Below are 16,758 nucleotides of genomic sequence, written 5' to 3'. Positions count from 1 at the left end.
ACGCCGGGATTGCAGCTCGGGCAAATTTCCCAAGCCGGATTGGGCATGGGTCTTTGGACCTGAAACGGCGGCTTTGATCTAATCGGCGAGGACACGTTGCAGGCCGGTGCTTGCAAGCCAGGAGCGGTGCAGCATGAGTTCGATGACGATTGGACCAATTGCGAGCCAGGCTGCCGATCCATCCGAGCGCAGCGCGTTGCTGTTCTGGATGATCTTCACCGGGCTCTCGATCTTTGCCGTCGTGCTGTTGTGGCGCTTCGGCCTGATCCATCTGATGCTGACCTCGGACCGCACTTACATTTCCAGCGTCATCGCGGCGCTTTACATTGTCACCTGCGGCCATTGCTTCCTGCGGACGCGGGCGATCGCGCGGGAAGGGGCGGCGGCGCGGCGCTGCCGCGCAGTGCTGTCGGCGGCCGGCGGCAGCAAGGCGCTCGATGCAAGCGCTGTGGCGCTGCCGCGCGGACTGGTGCGCGACCACATCGAAAGCCTGGTGACCAAGGCCGCCGCGCAGGGCTATCGCCCGGTCGATCAGACGCTGCTGCTGCGGACGCTCGCCGACCGCCTGCGCGGCTCCAACGGGTTCGGGGCCTTCGTCTCGGATACGCTGATGAAGCTCGGCCTGCTCGGCACCATCATCGGCTTCATCATCATGCTGGCGCCGATCGCGGGGCTCGATGCCGCAGACAAGGTCGCGATGCGCTCCTCGATGGGCTTGATGAGCGACGGCATGGCAGTCGCGATGTACACGACACTCGCCGGCCTCGTCGGCTCGATCCTGGTCCGCATCCAGTACTACATGCTGGATGCCGCGACCCAGCGGGTGTTCTCGGATGCGGTGGTGCTGACCGAGACTTATGTGACGCCGGTGCTCGAGCGAAAAGGCGCTGGAACGCCGTCATGATGGATGATTTCGGTCTCTATCCGCGCGAGGAGCCGTTCGATCCCCTCGGCGTGATGCTGTTCAAGGCGCTGCAGGTGATCGCGTTCCTGTTCTTCCTGGCGTTGCTCGCGGTCTCTCCGGATGCCAAGGACGGCAAGATCGACTCCAAGGCGGAGTTCATGATCACGCTGGACTGGCCGGACAGCCACCCCGACGATCTCGACCTGTTCGTGCAGGATCCCGCCGGCAACATCGCCTGGTATCGCCATCGCGAAGCCGGCTTCCTGACGCTCGACCGCGACGATCGCGGCGGGGCCAACGATTTCATCATCGTCAACGGCAAGAAGATCGCCTCGCCCATCCGCGAGGAGATCGTCACCGTGCGCGGCATCCTCGCCGGCGAATACACCGTCAACGTCTCGCATTTCGTTGCCACCACCGGCGAGCCTGTGACGGCCAATGTGAAGGTGCAGAAGCTCAATCCAACCGCGCAGGTGATCTTCGACAACAAGTTCACGCTCGACCATACCGGCGACGAGAAGACCGCGGTCCGTTTCCGGATCGATGCGGAAGGCAAGGTCGTCAATGTCGATCAGCGGCCGAAATCGCTGCTGGAGACGTTCCGCAGCAGCTGGCGCAACGGCGCCGACGTCGACCCCAAGACCGGTGTGAGCAGGAACGCTGTGAGGGTGCGCCGTGAGTAATCCGCAGGCGGTCATCCTGACGCTGTCGGTCGCTTATGCCGTCATCGGCGCGCTGCTGCTGGTCGTTCTGGTCTATGCGCGGCTGCACTGGTCGCTGAAGGCGGTCGCCGTGGTCGTGACCAGCACCTTCTACATCTTCAGCTTCACCGAAATGCGCGGGCTGCTCGGCTGGGCCAGCTCCGACCGGCTGCCGGCGACCTTCAAGCTGCTGAAGGCCCGTATCGTCGAGCCGCATTCGCTTCAGGGCGATCCCGGCTCGATCTATCTCTGGGTCGAGGCGCTGGACGAGGACAATCGCCCGAGCGGCATCCCGCGCGCCTTTCGTGTGCCCTACAATGACCGGCTGGCCGACAAGACCCACGCCGCGGAGAACGAGATCGCGGCCGGTCATCCGCAAGGCGGGCGCGCCGCGGATTTCGGCGGCGGCGACGGCAGCCTGATCGACATGGTCCGGGAGTATGTGACGCCCAAGACCATCCTGGAGACCAGCGGCGGCGATTCCTCGACCGGCGAGTTCAATGCCCCGCCGGCCGGTGCCCAAGGCGCCGTGTTCACCCCGATTCCGCCGCCTCGGATGCCGCCGAAGGACGAGCAATAGGCCCTTCACCATCACGGCAGGGCAGTGCTGGCAAACGGCCCGGCGCTGGCGCATCTTGTTGACGTCCCTCAATTTGGCTTCATCGGCCTCGAATAGGAACTTGAGGGTGGAGGGTGCGTGCTTCTCGCTGTCTTCTCGGATATCCATGGCAACCGGCAGGCGTTCGAGGCCTGCCTGAAGGTTGCCCGCGCCAGGGGCGCGGAGCAGTTCGTCCTGCTCGGCGATTTCGTCGGCTATGGCGCCGATCCGGAATGGGCGGTGGACACCGCGATGGAGCTGGTCGCGCAGGGCGCCGTCGCGGTGCGCGGCAATCACGACCAGGCGATCAATTCCACGGCCGAGACCATGAACACCGAGGCGCAGATCGCGATCGAATGGACCCGCGGCCGCCTCGACACCGCGCAGCGGCGGTTCCTGGCCGAATTGCCGATGCAGGTGGAGGACGATGGCCGCCTGTTCGTGCACGCGGAAGCCTCGCATCCGCAGCGCTGGCACTATGTCCGCTCGACCGTGGACGCCGCCAAGAGCCTGATTGCGACGCAGGCCCACGTCACCTTTTGCGGCCACATCCACAGGCCGGCGCTCTATTCGATGTCCGTGACGGCGAAGATGTCGAGCCTCGTGCCCAAGACCGATGTCTCGGTGCCGCTGCTGCGTGGACGGCAATGGCTCGCGGTGCTCGGCTCGGTCGGCCAGCCCCGAGACGGCGATCCGTCCGCGGCCTTCGCGCTGTTCGACACCGTGTCGAGCCAGATCACCTATTGCCGTGCGCCCTACGATATCGAGACGGCCGCGAGCCGGATCCGCGACAACGGCCTGCCGCATTGGCTCGCCGACCGGCTGTCGCAGGGGCGCTAGAGGCCGATGCCGAAACCCCTGGTCAAATCAGGTGCGGAGATCGACGGTTACACCATCGGCGAATGCGTGCATGCCGGCGGCATGGCGACGCTGTGGACCGTCACCCATCCCGGCATCGACGTGCCCATGCTGATGAAGATCCCGCGGGTGTCGGAGGGCGAGGACCCCGCCGCGATCGTCTCCTTCGAGATGGAGATGATGATCCTGCCGCGGCTTGCGGGGCCGCACGTGCCGGCCTGCTTCGGCACCGGCGATTTTGCCCGCCAAGCCTATGTCGTGATCGAGCGCATTCCAGGTGCCACGCTGTACAAGCGGCTCCCCGACCTGCCGCTGCCTTATGACGAGGCGCGGCAGCTCGTCGCCAGGATCGCGACAGCGCTTGCCGATCTGCATCGGCAGAACGTGATCCATCACGACATCAAGCCGAGCAGCATCATGTTTCGCGAGAGCGGCGAGGCGGTGCTGATCGACTACGGCCTGTCGCATCACAACCACCTGCCGGACCTCCTCCAGGAGGAATTCCGCCTGCCTTACGGCACCGCGCCCTATATGGCACCCGAGCGGCTGCTCGGGGTGCGCGACGATCCGCGCAGCGATCTGTTTTCGCTCGGCGTGCTGCTCTATTTCTTCACCACCGGCGAGCGGCCGTTCGGCGAGGGCGAGACGCTACGGGCGATGCGGCGCCGGCTGTGGCGCGATCCGCATCCGCCGCGGAAGCTTCGCGCGGATTATCCGCCCTGGCTTCAGGAGGTGGTGTTGCGGTGTCTGGAGATCGAGCCGGTGTGGCGCTATCCGACGGCGTCCCAGCTCGCCTTCGATCTCGCCCATCCCGACAAGGTCAAGCTCACCGCGCGCTCGGAGCGGGTGAAACGCGATTCCCTCGGCGTCGCCTGGCGGCGGCGCTTCAACCAGGGCGCCATGGCACCGCGCGCGAAATCGGACGTCGCAGCCCAGATCGCATCGAGCCCAATCCTCGCCGTTGCGCTCGACACCGCGGAGGGCGCTCCGGAGCTGAACGAGGCGCTGCGCGTGACCACCGAGCGCATCCTCGCCACCTTGCCCTCGGCGCGGCTTGCCTGCGTCAACGTGCTCAAGCTGAACCGCATCGCGATCGATCGGACATTGGACGAGCAGGGCTCCAACAAGCATATCGATCGCCTGGTCGCGCTCAGGCATTGGGCAACGCCGCTCAAGCTGGACGAGAGCCGGCTATCGGCTCACGTGCTGGAGGCTGTCGACCCCGCCGCCGCGATCCTGGAGTTTGCCGAGGCCAACCAGGTCGACCACGTCATCATCGGCGCCCGGCAGAGCTCGTTCCGGCGCACGCTGCTCGGCAGCGTGTCGGCCAAGGTGGCCTCGGAGGCGAGCTGCACCGTCACCGTGGTGCGGCCGCCGCGGATGGCTGGGGACGCCGGAGGAGCGGAGGCCGGCGAAGGTTAGAGCATGATCCGGAAAAGTGTGCAGCGGTTTTCCGAAGAGATCATGCTCAAACCATAACCTAAAGCGCGATGGCGATTCATCCTAATCGCATCGCGCTTTAGGCCGGCCGGGGCGATTTGCGGGGCTGGATCAGGCTGCGTGGACGGCCATGGCGCGCTTGCGGCGGATCGGCCAGGAGAATTGCGGCCCCGGTTCGCCGTGATCCGCGCTGCCGCCAAAATACTGGATGATCTCGCGGCAGGGCTCGCAATTGAACAGGTTACGCGACGCGGACGCCTTGGTCATTTCCTTCAGGCAATTCGGGCAATGCGGTTTCATGGGGCGGTCCGGAAAGAAGTCTCAGTGGCGGCGCGGCGAGCCAAGCGAACGCTCGAGGTCCGAATTGTCGGGCCCGGCATTATCGTCCAGCGTGCCATCGGTGCGCTCGAGGCGGCCGAAGAAATCATCGAGGCTCGGATGCGGGCGCCGTGGAATCCGGCACCTGCGCTTCGGCTGACGCTTCACGAGTGCGATCTGCATGGACGTCAGCCCCTGTCGCGGGCGCGGCCGATGTTGCGGGCCGAACGGGCCGGGGCCTCGACCGGGCCGGCCGATGGACCAAACACGACAAACGCACTGAAACCAATCCACAACGCCACGCCAGTCCAAACCAGGGTCGTCGTCATGATGTGCTCCCGCGAAAACAGGCAGGAATCACTTGCAGTGATTTGCGCGAATCAGTGAAGTCCGGATGAGTACGGACCACGGTTACAATTTTAAGCTTTGCGCGTTGCAGAACCCGTAGAAGCCGCAGTTCTTTCCGGGTGCGACCGACGTACTTTGCCGGTGCGCGCATGATCGAGGATATCCCGGATGCGCCGTGCGTCTCGAACACAGCGAAACCCATAGCGCCCGGTGTAGTCGGTATCGGGCGAACGGGTCGAGCACCCTGACGCAAAGTTGAGGTGGCCGCCGCCGCCGCCGACGTCGAGGATTTCGAACACTGCATCCATGGCGTCGAACGAAGTAGCAGTCACGCTGCGTCTGCTCCAGGCCGTGCGCAAGATCAGCGCGCGGCGGTCGGTGATCACATAAAGCGTCTGCAGGTCTTGCAGCAGCATCACGAACGGAGCTGCAACCATCCCAACTCCAAGCATCGCGAGAGGTTGGGTCGCTTGGTCGATCCAATCATTCCTGACGGCGATGACTGTCAGCAACAGCCAGGGGAATCCGATCCACCAGAGAAACCGCCACATCATCATGCGGGCAACGCCGTCGGGCTGACCCTGCCAGACCACCTGCTCCCCCTCCTGAAGGGTCTCGGCGAGCAGGCGCCGCAGGCCTGCGCAAAACAGAGTGGTGCGGAGTTCATCCATCCCCGTTGGTCGCAGCGGCCGCAGCACCGGTTCGGATAGCGATGGTCTCAGATTGCCTCGCCGCGTGCCCCAAGTGCCGCGTTGCGGATCGCGGCGATGTTGGCCTTGTAGGCGTCCTGCGTGCCACCCTTGAACACCGAGGTGCCGGCGACGAAGGCGTTGGCGCCGGCCGCGGCGAGCGCGCCCGCAACATCGGGGCCGACGCCGCCGTCGACCTCGATGTCGATCGGACGGCCCGCTACCATTGCCCGGATGTCGCGGATCTTGTTGATCGCGGAGGGAATGAAGGCCTGGCCGCCGAAGCCCGGATTGACCGACATCACCAGCACGAGGTCGACGAGGTCGAGGACGTATTCGAGCGCGCTGATCGGCGTCGCCGGATTGAGCGAGACGCCGGCCTTCTTGCCGAGCGCGCGGATCGCCTGGAGCGAGCGGTGCAGGTGGGGACCCGCCTCCGCGTGCACGGTGATGTGGTCGCAGCCGGCTTTGGCGAAGGCCTCGAGATAGGGATCGCAGGGCGAGATCATCAGATGCGCGTCGAAGATCTTCTTGGTGTGCGGGCGCATCGCCTTGATGACATCAGGGCCATAGGAGATGTTCGGAACGAAGTGCCCGTCCATCACGTCGAGATGGATCCAGTCGGCGCCGGCGGCGTCTACACTGCGCACCTCCTCACCGAGCTTGGAGAAGTCCGAGGCCAGGATCGAGGGCGCGATGGCCAGTGGGCGGGGGGCGAAAGCTTGTGTCATGGCGCGTTTTCCCGTGGCGGACGGACGACGAATGGCCTCGCCTAACATGGGCCCTTGTGGCGGGCAATGCAGGAGGGACGCGCTTCCTGTGGGCGGAAATTTCTGCCGCTGGCGGCATGAATTGCCGATGTTCCCGCGCCCTGCACGACCTGATGGGTGCGGATTTCATTGAGCTTTTCGCGATGGCACGGTGCTTGCTGACTTCAGCCGGAGAACATTGATCGCGGCATGTCGCATCCCGTTGGAGTTGTGCAATGTTGTTAGCCCTAGGTGCGGTATCGAGCGCGCTCGACGCGATCCAGTCGCTGACGAACTCGAAATCGTCCTCGGCGGCGCACAAGACGGGCGCCTCGCAGAGCGCGCCGGTCAATCCGTTCGCAATCGACAGTGGCAGCAGCAGCACGGCCGGCGCGACCTCGTCGGTCAATGCAGGCAAATATCCGCAGATCTCGTCGGAGACGATGAACGCGCTGTTCGCGGCGCAGAGCCAGTCGGCCGACGGCGCGGCCTCGTCGAACTCGACCTCCTCGACGTCGAAGAGCCGGGAGGCTGCGCTGAAGGATCTGTTCTCGCAGATCGACGCGGACGGCGACGGCAAGATCACCCAGTCCGAGTTCGAGGACGCGCTCGGCGCGGGCGGCACCAACCTGGCCCAGGCCGACGACGTGTTCTCGAAGATGGATGCGAATGCGGATGGCAGCATCAATCTCGGCGAGATGACGAAGGCGCTGAGGGGCGGTCACGGCCGTCATCACGCGCAGGGCGCGGGCGATGGCTCGAATTCCTCGTCGCAATCCAGCCGCGGCTCGACGTCGACCACGACGACCAATGCCGACGGCTCGACCACCACCACCGTCACCTATGCCGACGGCTTCAAGATGTCGACGACGGTGCCGGGCGCCGCCAGCGCGTCGAATGCGAAAGGTGGCGGCAACTCGCCTTATGACTGGTTCGGGCAGATGATGCAGCGCCAGGCGCAGGCCACTGCGGGAGCAGCGGCTTCATCGATGTCGATCAGCGTGTGAGTGCATCCTGAAGCTAGAGCATGATCCGGAAAAGTGCGTAGCGGTTTTCCGAAAAGATCATGCTCAAACAATAACCTGAAGCGCGATGACGATTCATCCTCATCGCATCGCGCTTTAGCCGGCATATTCGTGCGTGATGTCACGATAGGCATAGCGGTCGCGGATCTCGCGATTGAAGAACGTTCCTTTTGCGCGCGCATCCCCGAACGCGGCAGCGACCTCGGGCGAAACATCCTCATAGACATAGAGGCGTCCGCTGACGAACGTCACCTTCAGCTCGCGTGTATCGGGCGCATAGCGAAAGAAGCGGATCACGGAAGAGGGCATGGCCGCACACCTTGTCCGCCGTGTAACGCTTTGGGGGCCGTTTCGTTTCTGGCCTAGCCGAACCGGTCCTTCCAGGCCGCCTGCGCGCCCGGAAAGGGCAAGGCCGTCGCGCTGTAGACGCCGCGGGCGATCGCGCGGGCGACCACGTTGGCGGCGATCGTGCCGAGCTCGGTGAGGCCAACCAGCGGCTCGATCGGCTTTTCGCACGTGGCGGCGGCAAACAGCACGTCGCCGTCGGTCGGCGCGTGCACCGGATAGATCGCGCGGGCGAAGCCGGTATGCGCGATCATCGCCAGCCGCTTGGCCTGGGGCTTGGTCAGCACCGCGTTGGTCACGACGGCGCCGATGGTGGTGTTTTCGCGCGCGCTCGCGGCAGGTCCGCCCTTGATGCGCATGCGGAGCATGTCCTCGGTGAACTTGTCCGGCAGGCCGCGTCCGCCGAATTCGCCGTCCACCTCGAACGGTGCCGCCCAGAACCACGGGCCATTGCCGACGGTGACGCTGCCCACCGCGTTGACGGCGACGACCGCCGCGACCTTGATTCCGCTCGGCGTCACGGCCGATGCCGAGCCGAGCCCGCCCTTGAACGTCGCGGTGGTGGCGCCGAAGCCTGCGCCGACGCTCCCAAGGGCGAAATCCGCGCTGGCGGCGGCGGTCGCCGCGGCATAGCCGAGGTCGCGATAGGGCGAGAAGCGTCCCCAGGCCTTGTCGCCGCCATTGAGCAGGTCGAACAGGATCGCCCCAGGGACGATCGGGATCAGCGCTTCGCGAACCCGGTGGCCGCGGCCCTGCTCGGCGAGCCAGGCCTGCACGCCGCCGCCGGTGTCGAGGCCGAAGGCCGAGCCGCCCGACAGCGCGATGGCGTCGACGCGCTCGACCGTGTTGGCAAGATCGAGCAGTGCATCCTCGCGCGTGCCGGGGCCGCCGCCGCGAACGTCGATCGCGGCGATCGCGGGAGAATCGAAGATGATCGCGGTCGCGCCGGAGCCGACTTTCGGGTCCTCGGCATGGCCGACCCGGACGCCGGCGATGTCGGTGAGAAGGTTCTTCACGGCGGCCTCGTCGTCGAGAGCAATTCACGATCTGCGATAGCGCAGCAATGCCGCGGGCTCAACAGGCGAGCGCGGTCCTCAGCATCTTGGCGAGCTCGGACTTGCGGTAGGGCTTGGCCAGCAGCAGCACGCCGGAATCGAGCCGGCCGTGATGGACGATGGCGTTCTCGGTGTAGCCCGAGGTGAACAGCGTCTTCAAATCTGGGCGGCGCTTGTGCGCTTCGTCGGCCAGCTGGCGGCCGTTCATGTTGCCGGGCATGATGATGTCGGTGAACAGCAGGTCGATGGTTTCGTCGCTGTCGATGATATTGAGCGCCTCGGCGCCGTTGGCGGCCTCGAGCGCGGTATAGCCGAGACTTTTGACCTGCGTCACGACATACTGCCGCACCAGCGCATCGTCCTCGACGATCAGGATCTTCTCGTTGCCGCCGGTGATGGGCGCATTCTGGAGCGCCTCGAACTCGGTCTCCTGCACCCCGGTCGAGCGCGGCAGGTAGATCTTCACGCTCGTGCCGTGGCCTTCCTCGCTGTAGATCTTGATGTGGCCGCCCGATTGCTTGACGAAGCCGAACACCATGCTGAGGCCGAGGCCGGTGCCCTTGCCGACCTCCTTGGTGGTGAAGAAGGGATCGAACACCCGGTCGATCAGCTCGGCAGGAATTCCGCTGCCGGTGTCGCTGACGGCGATCATCACGTAATTGCCGGCGACGACGTCGGGATTCATGCTGGCATAGCCGTCGTCGAGGAAGATGTTGCGGGTCTCCAGCACCAGGGTGCCGCCCTCGGGCATGGCGTCGCGCGCGTTCAGCGCGAGATTGAGGATCGCGGTGGACAACTGGCCCGGGTCGACCAGCGTCGGCCAGGCATCCTCGGTGAGCTGCGGCATGATGCTGATCTGCTCGCCGAGCGTCGGATGCAGCAGCTTGGCGGCTTCAAGCACCAGTGCGTTGACGTCGATCTCGCGCGGCTGGAGCGGCTGCTTGCGGGCGAAGGCGAGCAGATGCTTGGTCAGCTGCGCGCCGCGCTCGGCGGCGTCGTCGATCAGCTTGGTGATGGCGGCAAGCTCGGGTCGGTCGGCGACCGCGTCGCTGAGAATGCCGATCGTGCCCGTGATGACGGTCAGCACGTTGTTGAAGTCGTGGGCGACGCCGCCGGTCAACTGGCCGATCGAGTCCATTTTCTGGACCTGCCGGAGCTGGGCTTCGGCGGCCTGCTTGTCGGTGAGGTCGCGGCCGATGAAGAAGTGGCGCTTTACCGGCTCGGACCACGTGCCCATCCAGTTCAGCGAGACCTCGTGACCGTCGTAATGGTAATAGCGCGCCTCGAAGCTGCGCTTGACCGCGCCGCGACGGGCTGCGCGCATCTCGCTCCGCGTCTTCTCGAGATCGTCGGGATGGATGAACTCGATCGCGCTGTGCCCGACCATGTCCTCGGGGCTGTAGCCGAGAATGTTCTGCACGCTCGGGCTGACCTGGACGAAATTGCCGTAGCCGTCGGTGACCAGGATCAGGTCCTGCGATGTCTCGAAGATGCGCTGGCGTTCCTCGGTCTCGCGGCGCAGCTTCTCTCTGGCCTGCTTCTCTTCGGTGATGTCATGGGCGATCTTGGAAGCGCCGATGATCTCTCCATCGTCGGTCCGCAGCGGTGAGATGTTCAGGACGACGTCCAGCGGGCGGCCGTCTTTACGGGTTCGGACCGTCTCGTGCTGGGCGATCGACTCGTTGCTGGCGATCCGGTTGAGGATGCTCCTGACTTCGCCCTTGCGATCCGGCGGCACGATGATGTCGATCGACCTGCCGACGGCCTCGGCGGCCGAGTAGCCGAACAGATGTTCGGCGGCCTTGTTCCAGCCGGTGATGATGCCGTCGAGCGACTTGGTGATGATCGCGTCATTGGACGATTCGACCACTGCGCCGTACAGCGCGAGGCGCTTGCCGAAATAGTCGCGTTCCGAGGCCGATTGCTGGCGCAGCCTTCCGACGAGGCCCACCGTACGCGCCTGCAGGCGGACATTCTCGATCAGAAGCACCGCGAGCACGAAGGTCGCCGCGGCGAGGCCGTAGAGCCGGCCGGCATAGAAGCCGAGATCGAAGCGCGCGACGTTGACGATCGCCGACAGTGCGATGTCGAACAGCCAGGCGCACATGACCACCATGAGCCAGATATCGATCACCGTATGCGGCCTGCGGAACCAGAGCGAGACCAGCGCGGCAAAGCTCAGCGACCACACGAAGGACACGACTCCGATCATGGTCGCCGTGTAGCGGCCCTCGCTCAGCAGGACCGGCAACCGATCGTGCTGTGCGGTGACGATCCAGGCGAAGACGGCCATCGCGGCGATGACGCAGAGCACGCTGCCATAAATCGCGTTGCTTGCCGCGCCGCGGATCCGGGGGCCACCGTCCTTTTCCTTCAGCCAGGCATACGCCATCACACAGAGCGGAAAGCCGGCGTGCCAGACCATGTAGAGCCAGACCGTGGTCTGCCGGCCCGCGCCCAGGAGTCCGGTCGGTGCGAACAGGCCGGGGAAGGTGAGGGCATGAACCAGCGCCGCCGCGGCGGTGAAGAGATAGCCGCTCGCGAGCCACAGCAGCGCGCGGGTCCGCAGAATCGCAAATTGCGATAGCAGCAACACGGCCGTGACGATGTCGCTCACGGCCAGCGCGGATTGATAGCTGGCGACGAAGGCGGGGACCGGCAGGAGCGGGGTACCGGCGAAGGGCACGGCCGCGGCGAACAGCAGGGAGGACACACCGACAATCGTCAATGCTGCAGTGCGGTCGGTCGAGGTGGCCGGCAGGGTCGACAGAAAGGTGGTTCGGTCGATCGTCGCAGGCACGTCCAGTTCGCGCGCCTCGGTGTTGAGTAGGTCGGGTTTGAGCATCTCCGCTAGTCTCATTCGCCGGCAATCCGTTCATCCTAGCGGGTTTTGGGCGCGGGTCGTGACGGAACCGGTTTGCGACTCAACCGAGGGTTACAGCTTACCTAATTTCGGTGGATGCACGGAACAGGGATCAGTAAGGTGCGCTTTACGGGGCGGGGTCATAATGCCCATCCGCTGCGGCGGGTTCCAGGTTTGAAACAGGCGATTTTGGTTTCGAGATCGGGAGTTGCTCCGATGCCACGCGTGCTCATCATCGACGACCAGAAGGACGTCCGTGCGATGATCGCGATCGTGCTTCGGGTCAATCGTTTCGAGGTCATGGAGGCCGAAAGCGGCGCGGCGGGGCTGAAGGCGTTTGCGGAAAGCCCCTTTGACGCGGCGATCGTCGACATCTTCCTCGGCGATACCAATGGCGTCGATGTCATCACGGCCCTGCGCGAGCGCGCGCCAGCGCTGCCCGTGATTGCGGTATCCGGGATGACGGCGCTCGATTTCATGGACCAATCGCCCCACCTCGCCAACCTCGCCTGCCTGCAAAAGCCGTTTCGGCCGAACGATCTGCTGCAAGCGCTCCGCAAGGCCCAGGCCGCGGCGGGCGGCGAGATCTCGGCCGCGGTCTGACCGGGCAAAAGAACGCCCCGGCAAGCCGGGGCGCGGTCGCGATGGCAGAGCCTTCGGGATCGCTGATCGGGATCCCCGACGAGCATCCTTGATCAGGAACCCTTGATCAAGAACCCTTGGCGCCGAGCTCGGCGTAATTGCCCTTGGCGTCCCACTTGTAGACGACATAGTCGATCTGCTTGAGGTCGCCCTTGGCGTCAATTTCGATCGGGCCGAGCACCGTGTCCCACTTGCCGGCCTTGATGGTCTCCATGACCTTCTTGGCGTCGGTGGTGCCGGCCTTCTTGACCGCCTGCGTCCAGACCTGCAGCGCAGCGTAGGTATAGAGCGTATAGCCTTCCGGATCGATGCCCTTGGCCTTGAACGCCTCGACGATCTTCTTCGCGGTCGGCTTGTTGCGCGGATCGGGACCGAAGGTGAACAGCGTGCCTTCGCCGGCGGGACCGGTGATGGAGGCGTACTCCTTGTCGGCGAGCGCGTCGCCCGACATCAGCACCGTCTTCAGGCCCTGATCGCGCATCTGGCGCAGGATGAGGCCGGCTTCCTGATGGTAACCGCCGACATAGACGAGCTCGACATTCTCCTTCTTCAGGCGCGAGACGATCGCGTTGAAGTCCTTGTCGCCCTTGTTGTAGCTCTCGTAGAGCTTCTCGGTGATGCCGGCCTTGTTGAGCGCCTTCTTGGTCTCGTCCGCAAGTCCCTTGCCGTAGGTGGTCTTGTCGTTGAGGATGGCGATGTTCTTGCCCTTGTAGTTCTTGGCGATGTATTGCGCGGCGATCAGGCCCTGCTGGTCGTCGCGGCCGCACACCCGCGCCACGTTCCACAGCTTGCGCTCGGTGAAGAGCGGGTTGGTCGAAGCCGGAGTGATTTGCAGGACGTTGCCGTCCGCATAGGCTTCAGAGGCCGGGATCGAAGACGACGAGCAGAAATGGCCGGCGACGAACGGGATCTTGGCGCCGGCGATCTTTTCCGCCACCGAGCGGGCCTGTTTCGGATCGCAGGCGTCGTCCTCGGCGTTGAGCGCGAGCTTCTTGCCGTTGACGCCACCGGCGGCGTTGATGTCGGCGATGGCCATCTCGGCGCCGTTCTTCATCTGGCGGCCGAAGGCGGACTCGCCGCCGGTCATCGGGCCTGCGACTGCGACGGTGACATCCTGCGCGAATGCCGCGCTCGACAGCGCGAGCGATGCGCCGAATGCTAGACCGATGAGCTTCAGTGATTTCATGAGATACCTCGCGGGTGGTCGCCTGTGGAAGTTGCCGGGCATGCCCGGTTCAAACCGGCGCCATTCTTGAATGAATTCGAGGAGAAGTCACCGGCAAAATACGGGCATAGGTCAAGATATCTAGCCGCATTCTCGCGCAGGGCGGGGCCGGTCAGTGCCGGCCGCCTTCCAGATAAGCGGCGCGGATCTCGGGGCGCTGCAGCAATTCGGCGCCGCTGCCGGCCAGCGTGATCAGGCCATTGACCATGACATAGCCGCGGTGGGCGAGCTTGAGGGCATGGTTGGCGTTCTGCTCGACGATCAGCACGGTCAGGCCGTCCTGCCGGTTCAGTGTGCGGATGGCGTCGAAAATCTGCCGCGCGATGAGCGGGGCGAGCCCCAGCGAGGGTTCATCGAGCATGAGCAGGCGAGGGCGGCTCATCAAGGCGCGGCCGATCGCCAGCATCTGCTGCTCGCCGCCGGACAGGGTTCCGCCGCGCTGGGCGAAACGCTCCTTCAGGCGGGGAAACAGGGCGAACACGCGCTCGAGCGTGCTCTCCCGTTCCGCCGGCGTGCTCTCGGTGACGTCGGCCCCCATCTGGAGGTTTTCGGCGACGCTCATGCGCGGGAAGATGCGGCGGCCTTCGGGCGACTGCGCGATGCGCAAATGGGCGATCTCGTGGGTCGGGACGGCCGTGATGTCCCTGCCCTCGTACAGGATCTGCCCGGCGCGGGCGCGCGGCTTGCCGAAGATCGTCATCATCAGCGTCGACTTGCCGGCGCCGTTGGCGCCGATCAGCGCGACGATCTCGCCGGAATTGATGTCGACGTCGACGCCCTTCAAGGCCTCGATCTTGCCGTACGCCGCGCGCAGGCCCCGGATCGCGAGCAGGGGGGATGCCGCCGTCACGATCCGCTCTCCATGACGGCCATGGCCTCTTCCTCGTCGGCGCCGAGATAGGCGGCGATCACCTTGGGATCGTCGCGCACCTCGCGCGGCGTGCCTTGTGCGATCTTCACGCCGTGATCCATCACCACGATGTGGTCGGAGATCTCCATCACGACCGACATGTCATGCTCGATCAGGAGGATCGACGTTCCAAGGTCGTTGCGGATCGAAAGCAGGAGTTCGTTCAACGCGGCGCTCTCTCGCGCGTTGAGGCCTGCAGCCGGCTCGTCAAGGCACAGGAGTGCAGGCTCGGTGCACATCGCGCGCGCGATCTCGAGGCGGCGCTGATCGCCATAGGCGAGATTGCCGGCCGCATCGTCGGCGCGGTCGAGCAGGCTGACCCGCTTCAGCCAGTCGGTGGCGAGATCGATCGCGCGCTTTTCGGCGTCGCGATAGGCCGGCGCGCCGACAAGGCCGAGCAAGGTGAAGCCCGAGGCGCGCATCAGCATGTTGTGTTGCGCCACCATCAGGTTTTCGAGCACGGTCATCCCGGGAAACAGGCGGATATTCTGGAAGGTGCGCGCGACCTTGGCCTGCTTGGCGATACGGAAGTCGTTGAGCCGCTCGAGCGCGATTTCCCTGCCGTCATCGTGGGTGAGGCGGATGGCGCCGCCGGTCGGCTTGTAGAAGCCGGTGATGCAGTTGAACACGGTGGTCTTGCCCGCACCGTTCGGTCCGATCAGCGCCGTAATCTTGCGCCGCTCCGCCGCGAACGACAGGTTCTGCACGGCAACGATGCCGCCGAAGCGCATGGTGAGCTGATCGACGTGGAGGATACGCTCGCCGCTCATCCGTGGCCCTCCTTGACGAGGTCGGAGGAGATGGCCTGCGCCTTCTTCAGATAGACGGTCGGCGCGCGATGGCCGACGAGGCCCCGTGGCCGCCAGATCATGATCAGCACCATGGCCCAGCCGAACACCAGCATGCGATAGGTCTCGAGGCCGCGGAACAGCTCGAACCCGCCGATCATGGTCAGCGCCGCGAGCGCGACGCCGAGCTGCGAGCCCATGCCGCCGAGCACGACGATGGCGAGCACCAGCGCCGATTCCTGGAAGGTGAAGGATTCCGGGCTGATGAAGCCCTGGCGGGTGGCGAAGAAGGCGCCGGCGAAGCCGCCGAACATCGCGCCGGTCGCGAACGCCGTGAGCTTGGTCGTCGTGGTGTTGATGCCAAGCGCGCGGCAGGCGACCTCGTCCTCGCGCAAGGCCTCCCAGGCGCGCCCGATCGGCAGCCGGCGCAGGCGGATCGTCACCCAGTTGGTGAGCAGCGCCAGCGCCAGGATCAGATAGAACAGGAAGACGATACGGTGGGTCGGCGAATACTCGATGCGGAGCATGGCGGCCAGCCCATCGTCGGTGTTGCTCAGCGGAATGCCGAACAGGGTCGGACGCGGAATACCGGATACGCCGTTCGGTCCGCCGGTCAGACTCTGCCAATTGATCAGGACGAGGCGGATGATCTCGCCGAAGGCGAGCGTCACGATGGCGAGATAGTCGCCGCGCAGGCGCAGCACGGGAAAGCCGAGCAGCACGCCCCAGAATGCGGCGAGGATGCCGGCGAGCGGCAGGCAGATCCAGAACGACCAGCCGAAATTGGTGGCGAGCAGCGCGTAGGAATAGGCGCCGACCGCATAGAAGGCGACGTAGCCGAGATCGAGCAGGCCGGCGAGCCCGACCACGACGTTGAGGCCCCAGCCCAGCATCACATAGGTCAGTACGAGAATGGCGAGGTCGAGGATGTAGCGCTGGTTATAGAAGATGACGGGCACCAGCAGCGTGAAGATCAGCAGCGCGGGTGCAAGGTAGCGGCCGACCAGCGACATGCCCTTCTGCACCGCTGGTGGCACCAGCTTCTCGGTGCCGGCCGGGCCGATCCATTGCCTGAGCAGCTCGATCACGATCGAGCCGCCGAACACGGCGGCGACGAGGGAGGCGAGCTCGCCGAATCGCGTCCAGTAAGTGAGCTGGCCCTCGGAGCCCGCCTCGGTGCGGATGCCGACCATCAGCGAGAATAGCACCAGCGCGATCACTGCGTTGATGAAGGCGGTCTTGAGGAGGGCGGGGATGCCCGTTGCAGGTTTGGTCGTGTGGGTCGAGGGAGCTGTCACGC

General features: G+C 65.2%; 19 protein-coding genes. 7 read left to right on the top strand and 12 right to left on the bottom strand.

The window, feature by feature from the left end; genetic code table 11:
• Positions 1 to 133 precede the first annotated feature (133 nt).
• The 5 genes from DCG74_RS29370 to DCG74_RS29350 all read left to right on the top strand — a co-directional run bounded on the left by DCG74_RS29370 (position 134) and on the right by DCG74_RS29350 (position 4,483).
• Positions 134 to 904 (top strand): MotA/TolQ/ExbB proton channel family protein, encoded by a 771-nt coding sequence (locus DCG74_RS29370; RefSeq protein ID WP_172782984.1) that lies wholly within the window; start codon positions 134 to 136, stop codon positions 902 to 904.
• Entirely contained in the window at positions 901 to 1,587 is a 687-nt protein-coding gene (locus tag DCG74_RS29365; protein WP_172782985.1) for a hypothetical protein, read from the top strand. The genes DCG74_RS29370 and DCG74_RS29365 overlap by 4 nt, the downstream gene beginning before the upstream one ends.
• A complete protein-coding gene (locus DCG74_RS29360) occupies positions 1,580 to 2,185 on the top strand; it encodes a hypothetical protein (RefSeq protein WP_172782986.1) in 606 nt (201 codons plus the stop codon). Before DCG74_RS29365 ends, DCG74_RS29360 begins: the two co-directional genes overlap by 8 nt.
• Positions 2,186 to 2,302: 117 nt before the next feature.
• Positions 2,303 to 3,043, top strand: a complete 741-nt coding sequence (locus tag DCG74_RS29355) for a metallophosphoesterase (protein WP_172782987.1) — start codon at positions 2,303 to 2,305, stop codon at positions 3,041 to 3,043.
• A gap of 6 nt (positions 3,044 to 3,049) precedes the next feature.
• On the top strand, positions 3,050 to 4,483 hold the full coding sequence (locus tag DCG74_RS29350; protein ID WP_172782988.1) for a bifunctional serine/threonine-protein kinase/universal stress protein: 1,434 nt from the start codon (positions 3,050 to 3,052) through the stop codon (positions 4,481 to 4,483).
• Positions 4,484 to 4,612: 129 nt separating this feature from the next.
• Here DCG74_RS29350 and DCG74_RS29345 read toward each other — a convergent pair whose 3' ends face one another.
• The 5 genes from DCG74_RS29345 to rpe form a co-directional block, all read right to left on the bottom strand.
• Complete coding sequence (locus DCG74_RS29345) at positions 4,613 to 4,801, bottom strand: hypothetical protein (RefSeq protein WP_025037262.1); 189 nt, start codon at positions 4,799 to 4,801, stop codon at positions 4,613 to 4,615.
• A gap of 21 nt (positions 4,802 to 4,822) precedes the next feature.
• Positions 4,823 to 5,002, bottom strand: a complete 180-nt coding sequence (locus DCG74_RS29340) for a hypothetical protein (protein WP_172782989.1) — start codon at positions 5,000 to 5,002, stop codon at positions 4,823 to 4,825.
• A gap of 5 nt (positions 5,003 to 5,007) precedes the next feature.
• On the bottom strand, positions 5,008 to 5,148 hold the full coding sequence (locus DCG74_RS29335; RefSeq protein ID WP_172782990.1) for a hypothetical protein: 141 nt from the start codon (positions 5,146 to 5,148) through the stop codon (positions 5,008 to 5,010).
• A gap of 90 nt (positions 5,149 to 5,238) precedes the next feature.
• Positions 5,239 to 5,838, bottom strand: coding sequence for a hypothetical protein (locus DCG74_RS29330; RefSeq protein ID WP_172782991.1), 600 nt, complete (start codon positions 5,836 to 5,838; stop codon positions 5,239 to 5,241).
• A 47-nt stretch (positions 5,839 to 5,885) separates the two neighbouring features.
• Positions 5,886 to 6,587 (bottom strand): ribulose-phosphate 3-epimerase, encoded by a 702-nt coding sequence (gene rpe / locus DCG74_RS29325; protein ID WP_172782992.1) that lies wholly within the window; start codon positions 6,585 to 6,587, stop codon positions 5,886 to 5,888.
• A 254-nt stretch (positions 6,588 to 6,841) separates the two neighbouring features.
• On the opposite strand from rpe, the gene DCG74_RS29320 reads away from it, so the two are divergent.
• Positions 6,842 to 7,612, top strand: a complete 771-nt coding sequence (locus DCG74_RS29320; protein WP_172782993.1) for an EF-hand domain-containing protein — start codon at positions 6,842 to 6,844, stop codon at positions 7,610 to 7,612.
• A 114-nt stretch (positions 7,613 to 7,726) separates the two neighbouring features.
• On the opposite strand, the gene DCG74_RS29315 is transcribed toward DCG74_RS29320, so the two are convergent.
• Genes DCG74_RS29315 through DCG74_RS29305 form a run of 3 tightly spaced genes read right to left on the bottom strand, consistent with a single transcriptional unit; the run spans position 7,727 to position 11,875 of the window.
• Entirely contained in the window at positions 7,727 to 7,939 is a 213-nt protein-coding gene (locus DCG74_RS29315; protein ID WP_172782994.1) for a KTSC domain-containing protein, read from the bottom strand.
• 53 nt (positions 7,940 to 7,992) lie between these two features.
• Entirely contained in the window at positions 7,993 to 8,991 is a 999-nt protein-coding gene (locus DCG74_RS29310) for a P1 family peptidase (RefSeq protein WP_172782995.1), read from the bottom strand.
• Positions 8,992 to 9,049: 58 nt separating this feature from the next.
• The gene (locus tag DCG74_RS29305) at positions 9,050 to 11,875 is read right to left on the bottom strand and encodes a PAS domain S-box protein (RefSeq protein ID WP_246708691.1); all 2,826 of its coding nucleotides are present in this window, start codon (positions 11,873 to 11,875) and stop codon (positions 9,050 to 9,052) included.
• Positions 11,876 to 12,109: 234 nt separating this feature from the next.
• On the opposite strand from DCG74_RS29305, the gene DCG74_RS29300 reads away from it, so the two are divergent.
• The gene (locus DCG74_RS29300) at positions 12,110 to 12,496 is read left to right on the top strand and encodes a response regulator (RefSeq protein ID WP_172783794.1); all 387 of its coding nucleotides are present in this window, start codon (positions 12,110 to 12,112) and stop codon (positions 12,494 to 12,496) included.
• Between the two features lie 106 nt (positions 12,497 to 12,602).
• Here the strand turns inward: DCG74_RS29300 and DCG74_RS29295 are convergent, their stop codons facing one another.
• From DCG74_RS29295 to livM, 4 genes are all read right to left on the bottom strand, one after another.
• The gene (locus DCG74_RS29295) at positions 12,603 to 13,721 is read right to left on the bottom strand and encodes a branched-chain amino acid ABC transporter substrate-binding protein (RefSeq protein WP_172782997.1); all 1,119 of its coding nucleotides are present in this window, start codon (positions 13,719 to 13,721) and stop codon (positions 12,603 to 12,605) included.
• A 151-nt stretch (positions 13,722 to 13,872) separates the two neighbouring features.
• The gene (locus DCG74_RS29290; RefSeq protein WP_172782998.1) at positions 13,873 to 14,610 is read right to left on the bottom strand and encodes an ABC transporter ATP-binding protein; all 738 of its coding nucleotides are present in this window, start codon (positions 14,608 to 14,610) and stop codon (positions 13,873 to 13,875) included.
• Positions 14,607 to 15,440 (bottom strand): ABC transporter ATP-binding protein, encoded by an 834-nt coding sequence (locus tag DCG74_RS29285; protein WP_172782999.1) that lies wholly within the window; start codon positions 15,438 to 15,440, stop codon positions 14,607 to 14,609. Before DCG74_RS29285 ends, DCG74_RS29290 begins: the two co-directional genes overlap by 4 nt.
• Positions 15,437 to 16,756, bottom strand: a complete 1,320-nt coding sequence (gene livM / locus DCG74_RS29280) for a high-affinity branched-chain amino acid ABC transporter permease LivM (RefSeq protein WP_172783000.1) — start codon at positions 16,754 to 16,756, stop codon at positions 15,437 to 15,439. Before livM ends, DCG74_RS29285 begins: the two co-directional genes overlap by 4 nt.
• Positions 16,757 to 16,758: the final 2 nt, after the last annotated feature.

Origin of the sequence: Bradyrhizobium sp. WBAH42 (assembly GCF_024585265.1) — a bacterium.
In the GTDB taxonomy this organism is placed as follows: Bacteria; Pseudomonadota; Alphaproteobacteria; order Rhizobiales; family Xanthobacteraceae; genus Bradyrhizobium.
Note: the sequence above shows the minus strand (reverse complement) of the source record. Positions and strands in the feature narration are given on the sequence as shown.

Excerpts from the sequence above, each read along its gene's own strand:
- DCG74_RS29370 (WP_172782984.1), top strand. The coding sequence starts at position 134 with ATGAGTTCGATGACGATTGGACCAATTGCGAGCCAGGCTGCCGATCCA.
- DCG74_RS29365 (WP_172782985.1), top strand. The coding sequence starts at position 901 with ATGATGGATGATTTCGGTCTCTATCCGCGCGAGGAGCCGTTCGATCCC.
- DCG74_RS29350 (WP_172782988.1), top strand. The coding sequence starts at position 3,050 with ATGCCGAAACCCCTGGTCAAATCAGGTGCGGAGATCGACGGTTACACC.
- DCG74_RS29345 (WP_025037262.1), bottom strand. The coding sequence starts at position 4,801 with ATGAAACCGCATTGCCCGAATTGCCTGAAGGAAATGACCAAGGCGTCC.
- DCG74_RS29340 (WP_172782989.1), bottom strand. The coding sequence starts at position 5,002 with ATGCAGATCGCACTCGTGAAGCGTCAGCCGAAGCGCAGGTGCCGGATT.
- DCG74_RS29335 (WP_172782990.1), bottom strand. The coding sequence starts at position 5,148 with ATGACGACGACCCTGGTTTGGACTGGCGTGGCGTTGTGGATTGGTTTC.
- DCG74_RS29330 (WP_172782991.1), bottom strand. The coding sequence starts at position 5,838 with ATGGATGAACTCCGCACCACTCTGTTTTGCGCAGGCCTGCGGCGCCTG.
- rpe (WP_172782992.1), bottom strand. The coding sequence starts at position 6,587 with ATGACACAAGCTTTCGCCCCCCGCCCACTGGCCATCGCGCCCTCGATC.
- DCG74_RS29320 (WP_172782993.1), top strand. The coding sequence starts at position 6,842 with ATGTTGTTAGCCCTAGGTGCGGTATCGAGCGCGCTCGACGCGATCCAG.
- DCG74_RS29315 (WP_172782994.1), bottom strand. The coding sequence starts at position 7,939 with ATGCCCTCTTCCGTGATCCGCTTCTTTCGCTATGCGCCCGATACACGC.
- DCG74_RS29305 (WP_246708691.1), bottom strand. The coding sequence starts at position 11,875 with ATGCTCAAACCCGACCTACTCAACACCGAGGCGCGCGAACTGGACGTG.
- DCG74_RS29300 (WP_172783794.1), top strand. The coding sequence starts at position 12,110 with ATGCCACGCGTGCTCATCATCGACGACCAGAAGGACGTCCGTGCGATG.
- DCG74_RS29295 (WP_172782997.1), bottom strand. The coding sequence starts at position 13,721 with ATGAAATCACTGAAGCTCATCGGTCTAGCATTCGGCGCATCGCTCGCG.
- DCG74_RS29285 (WP_172782999.1), bottom strand. The coding sequence starts at position 15,440 with ATGAGCGGCGAGCGTATCCTCCACGTCGATCAGCTCACCATGCGCTTC.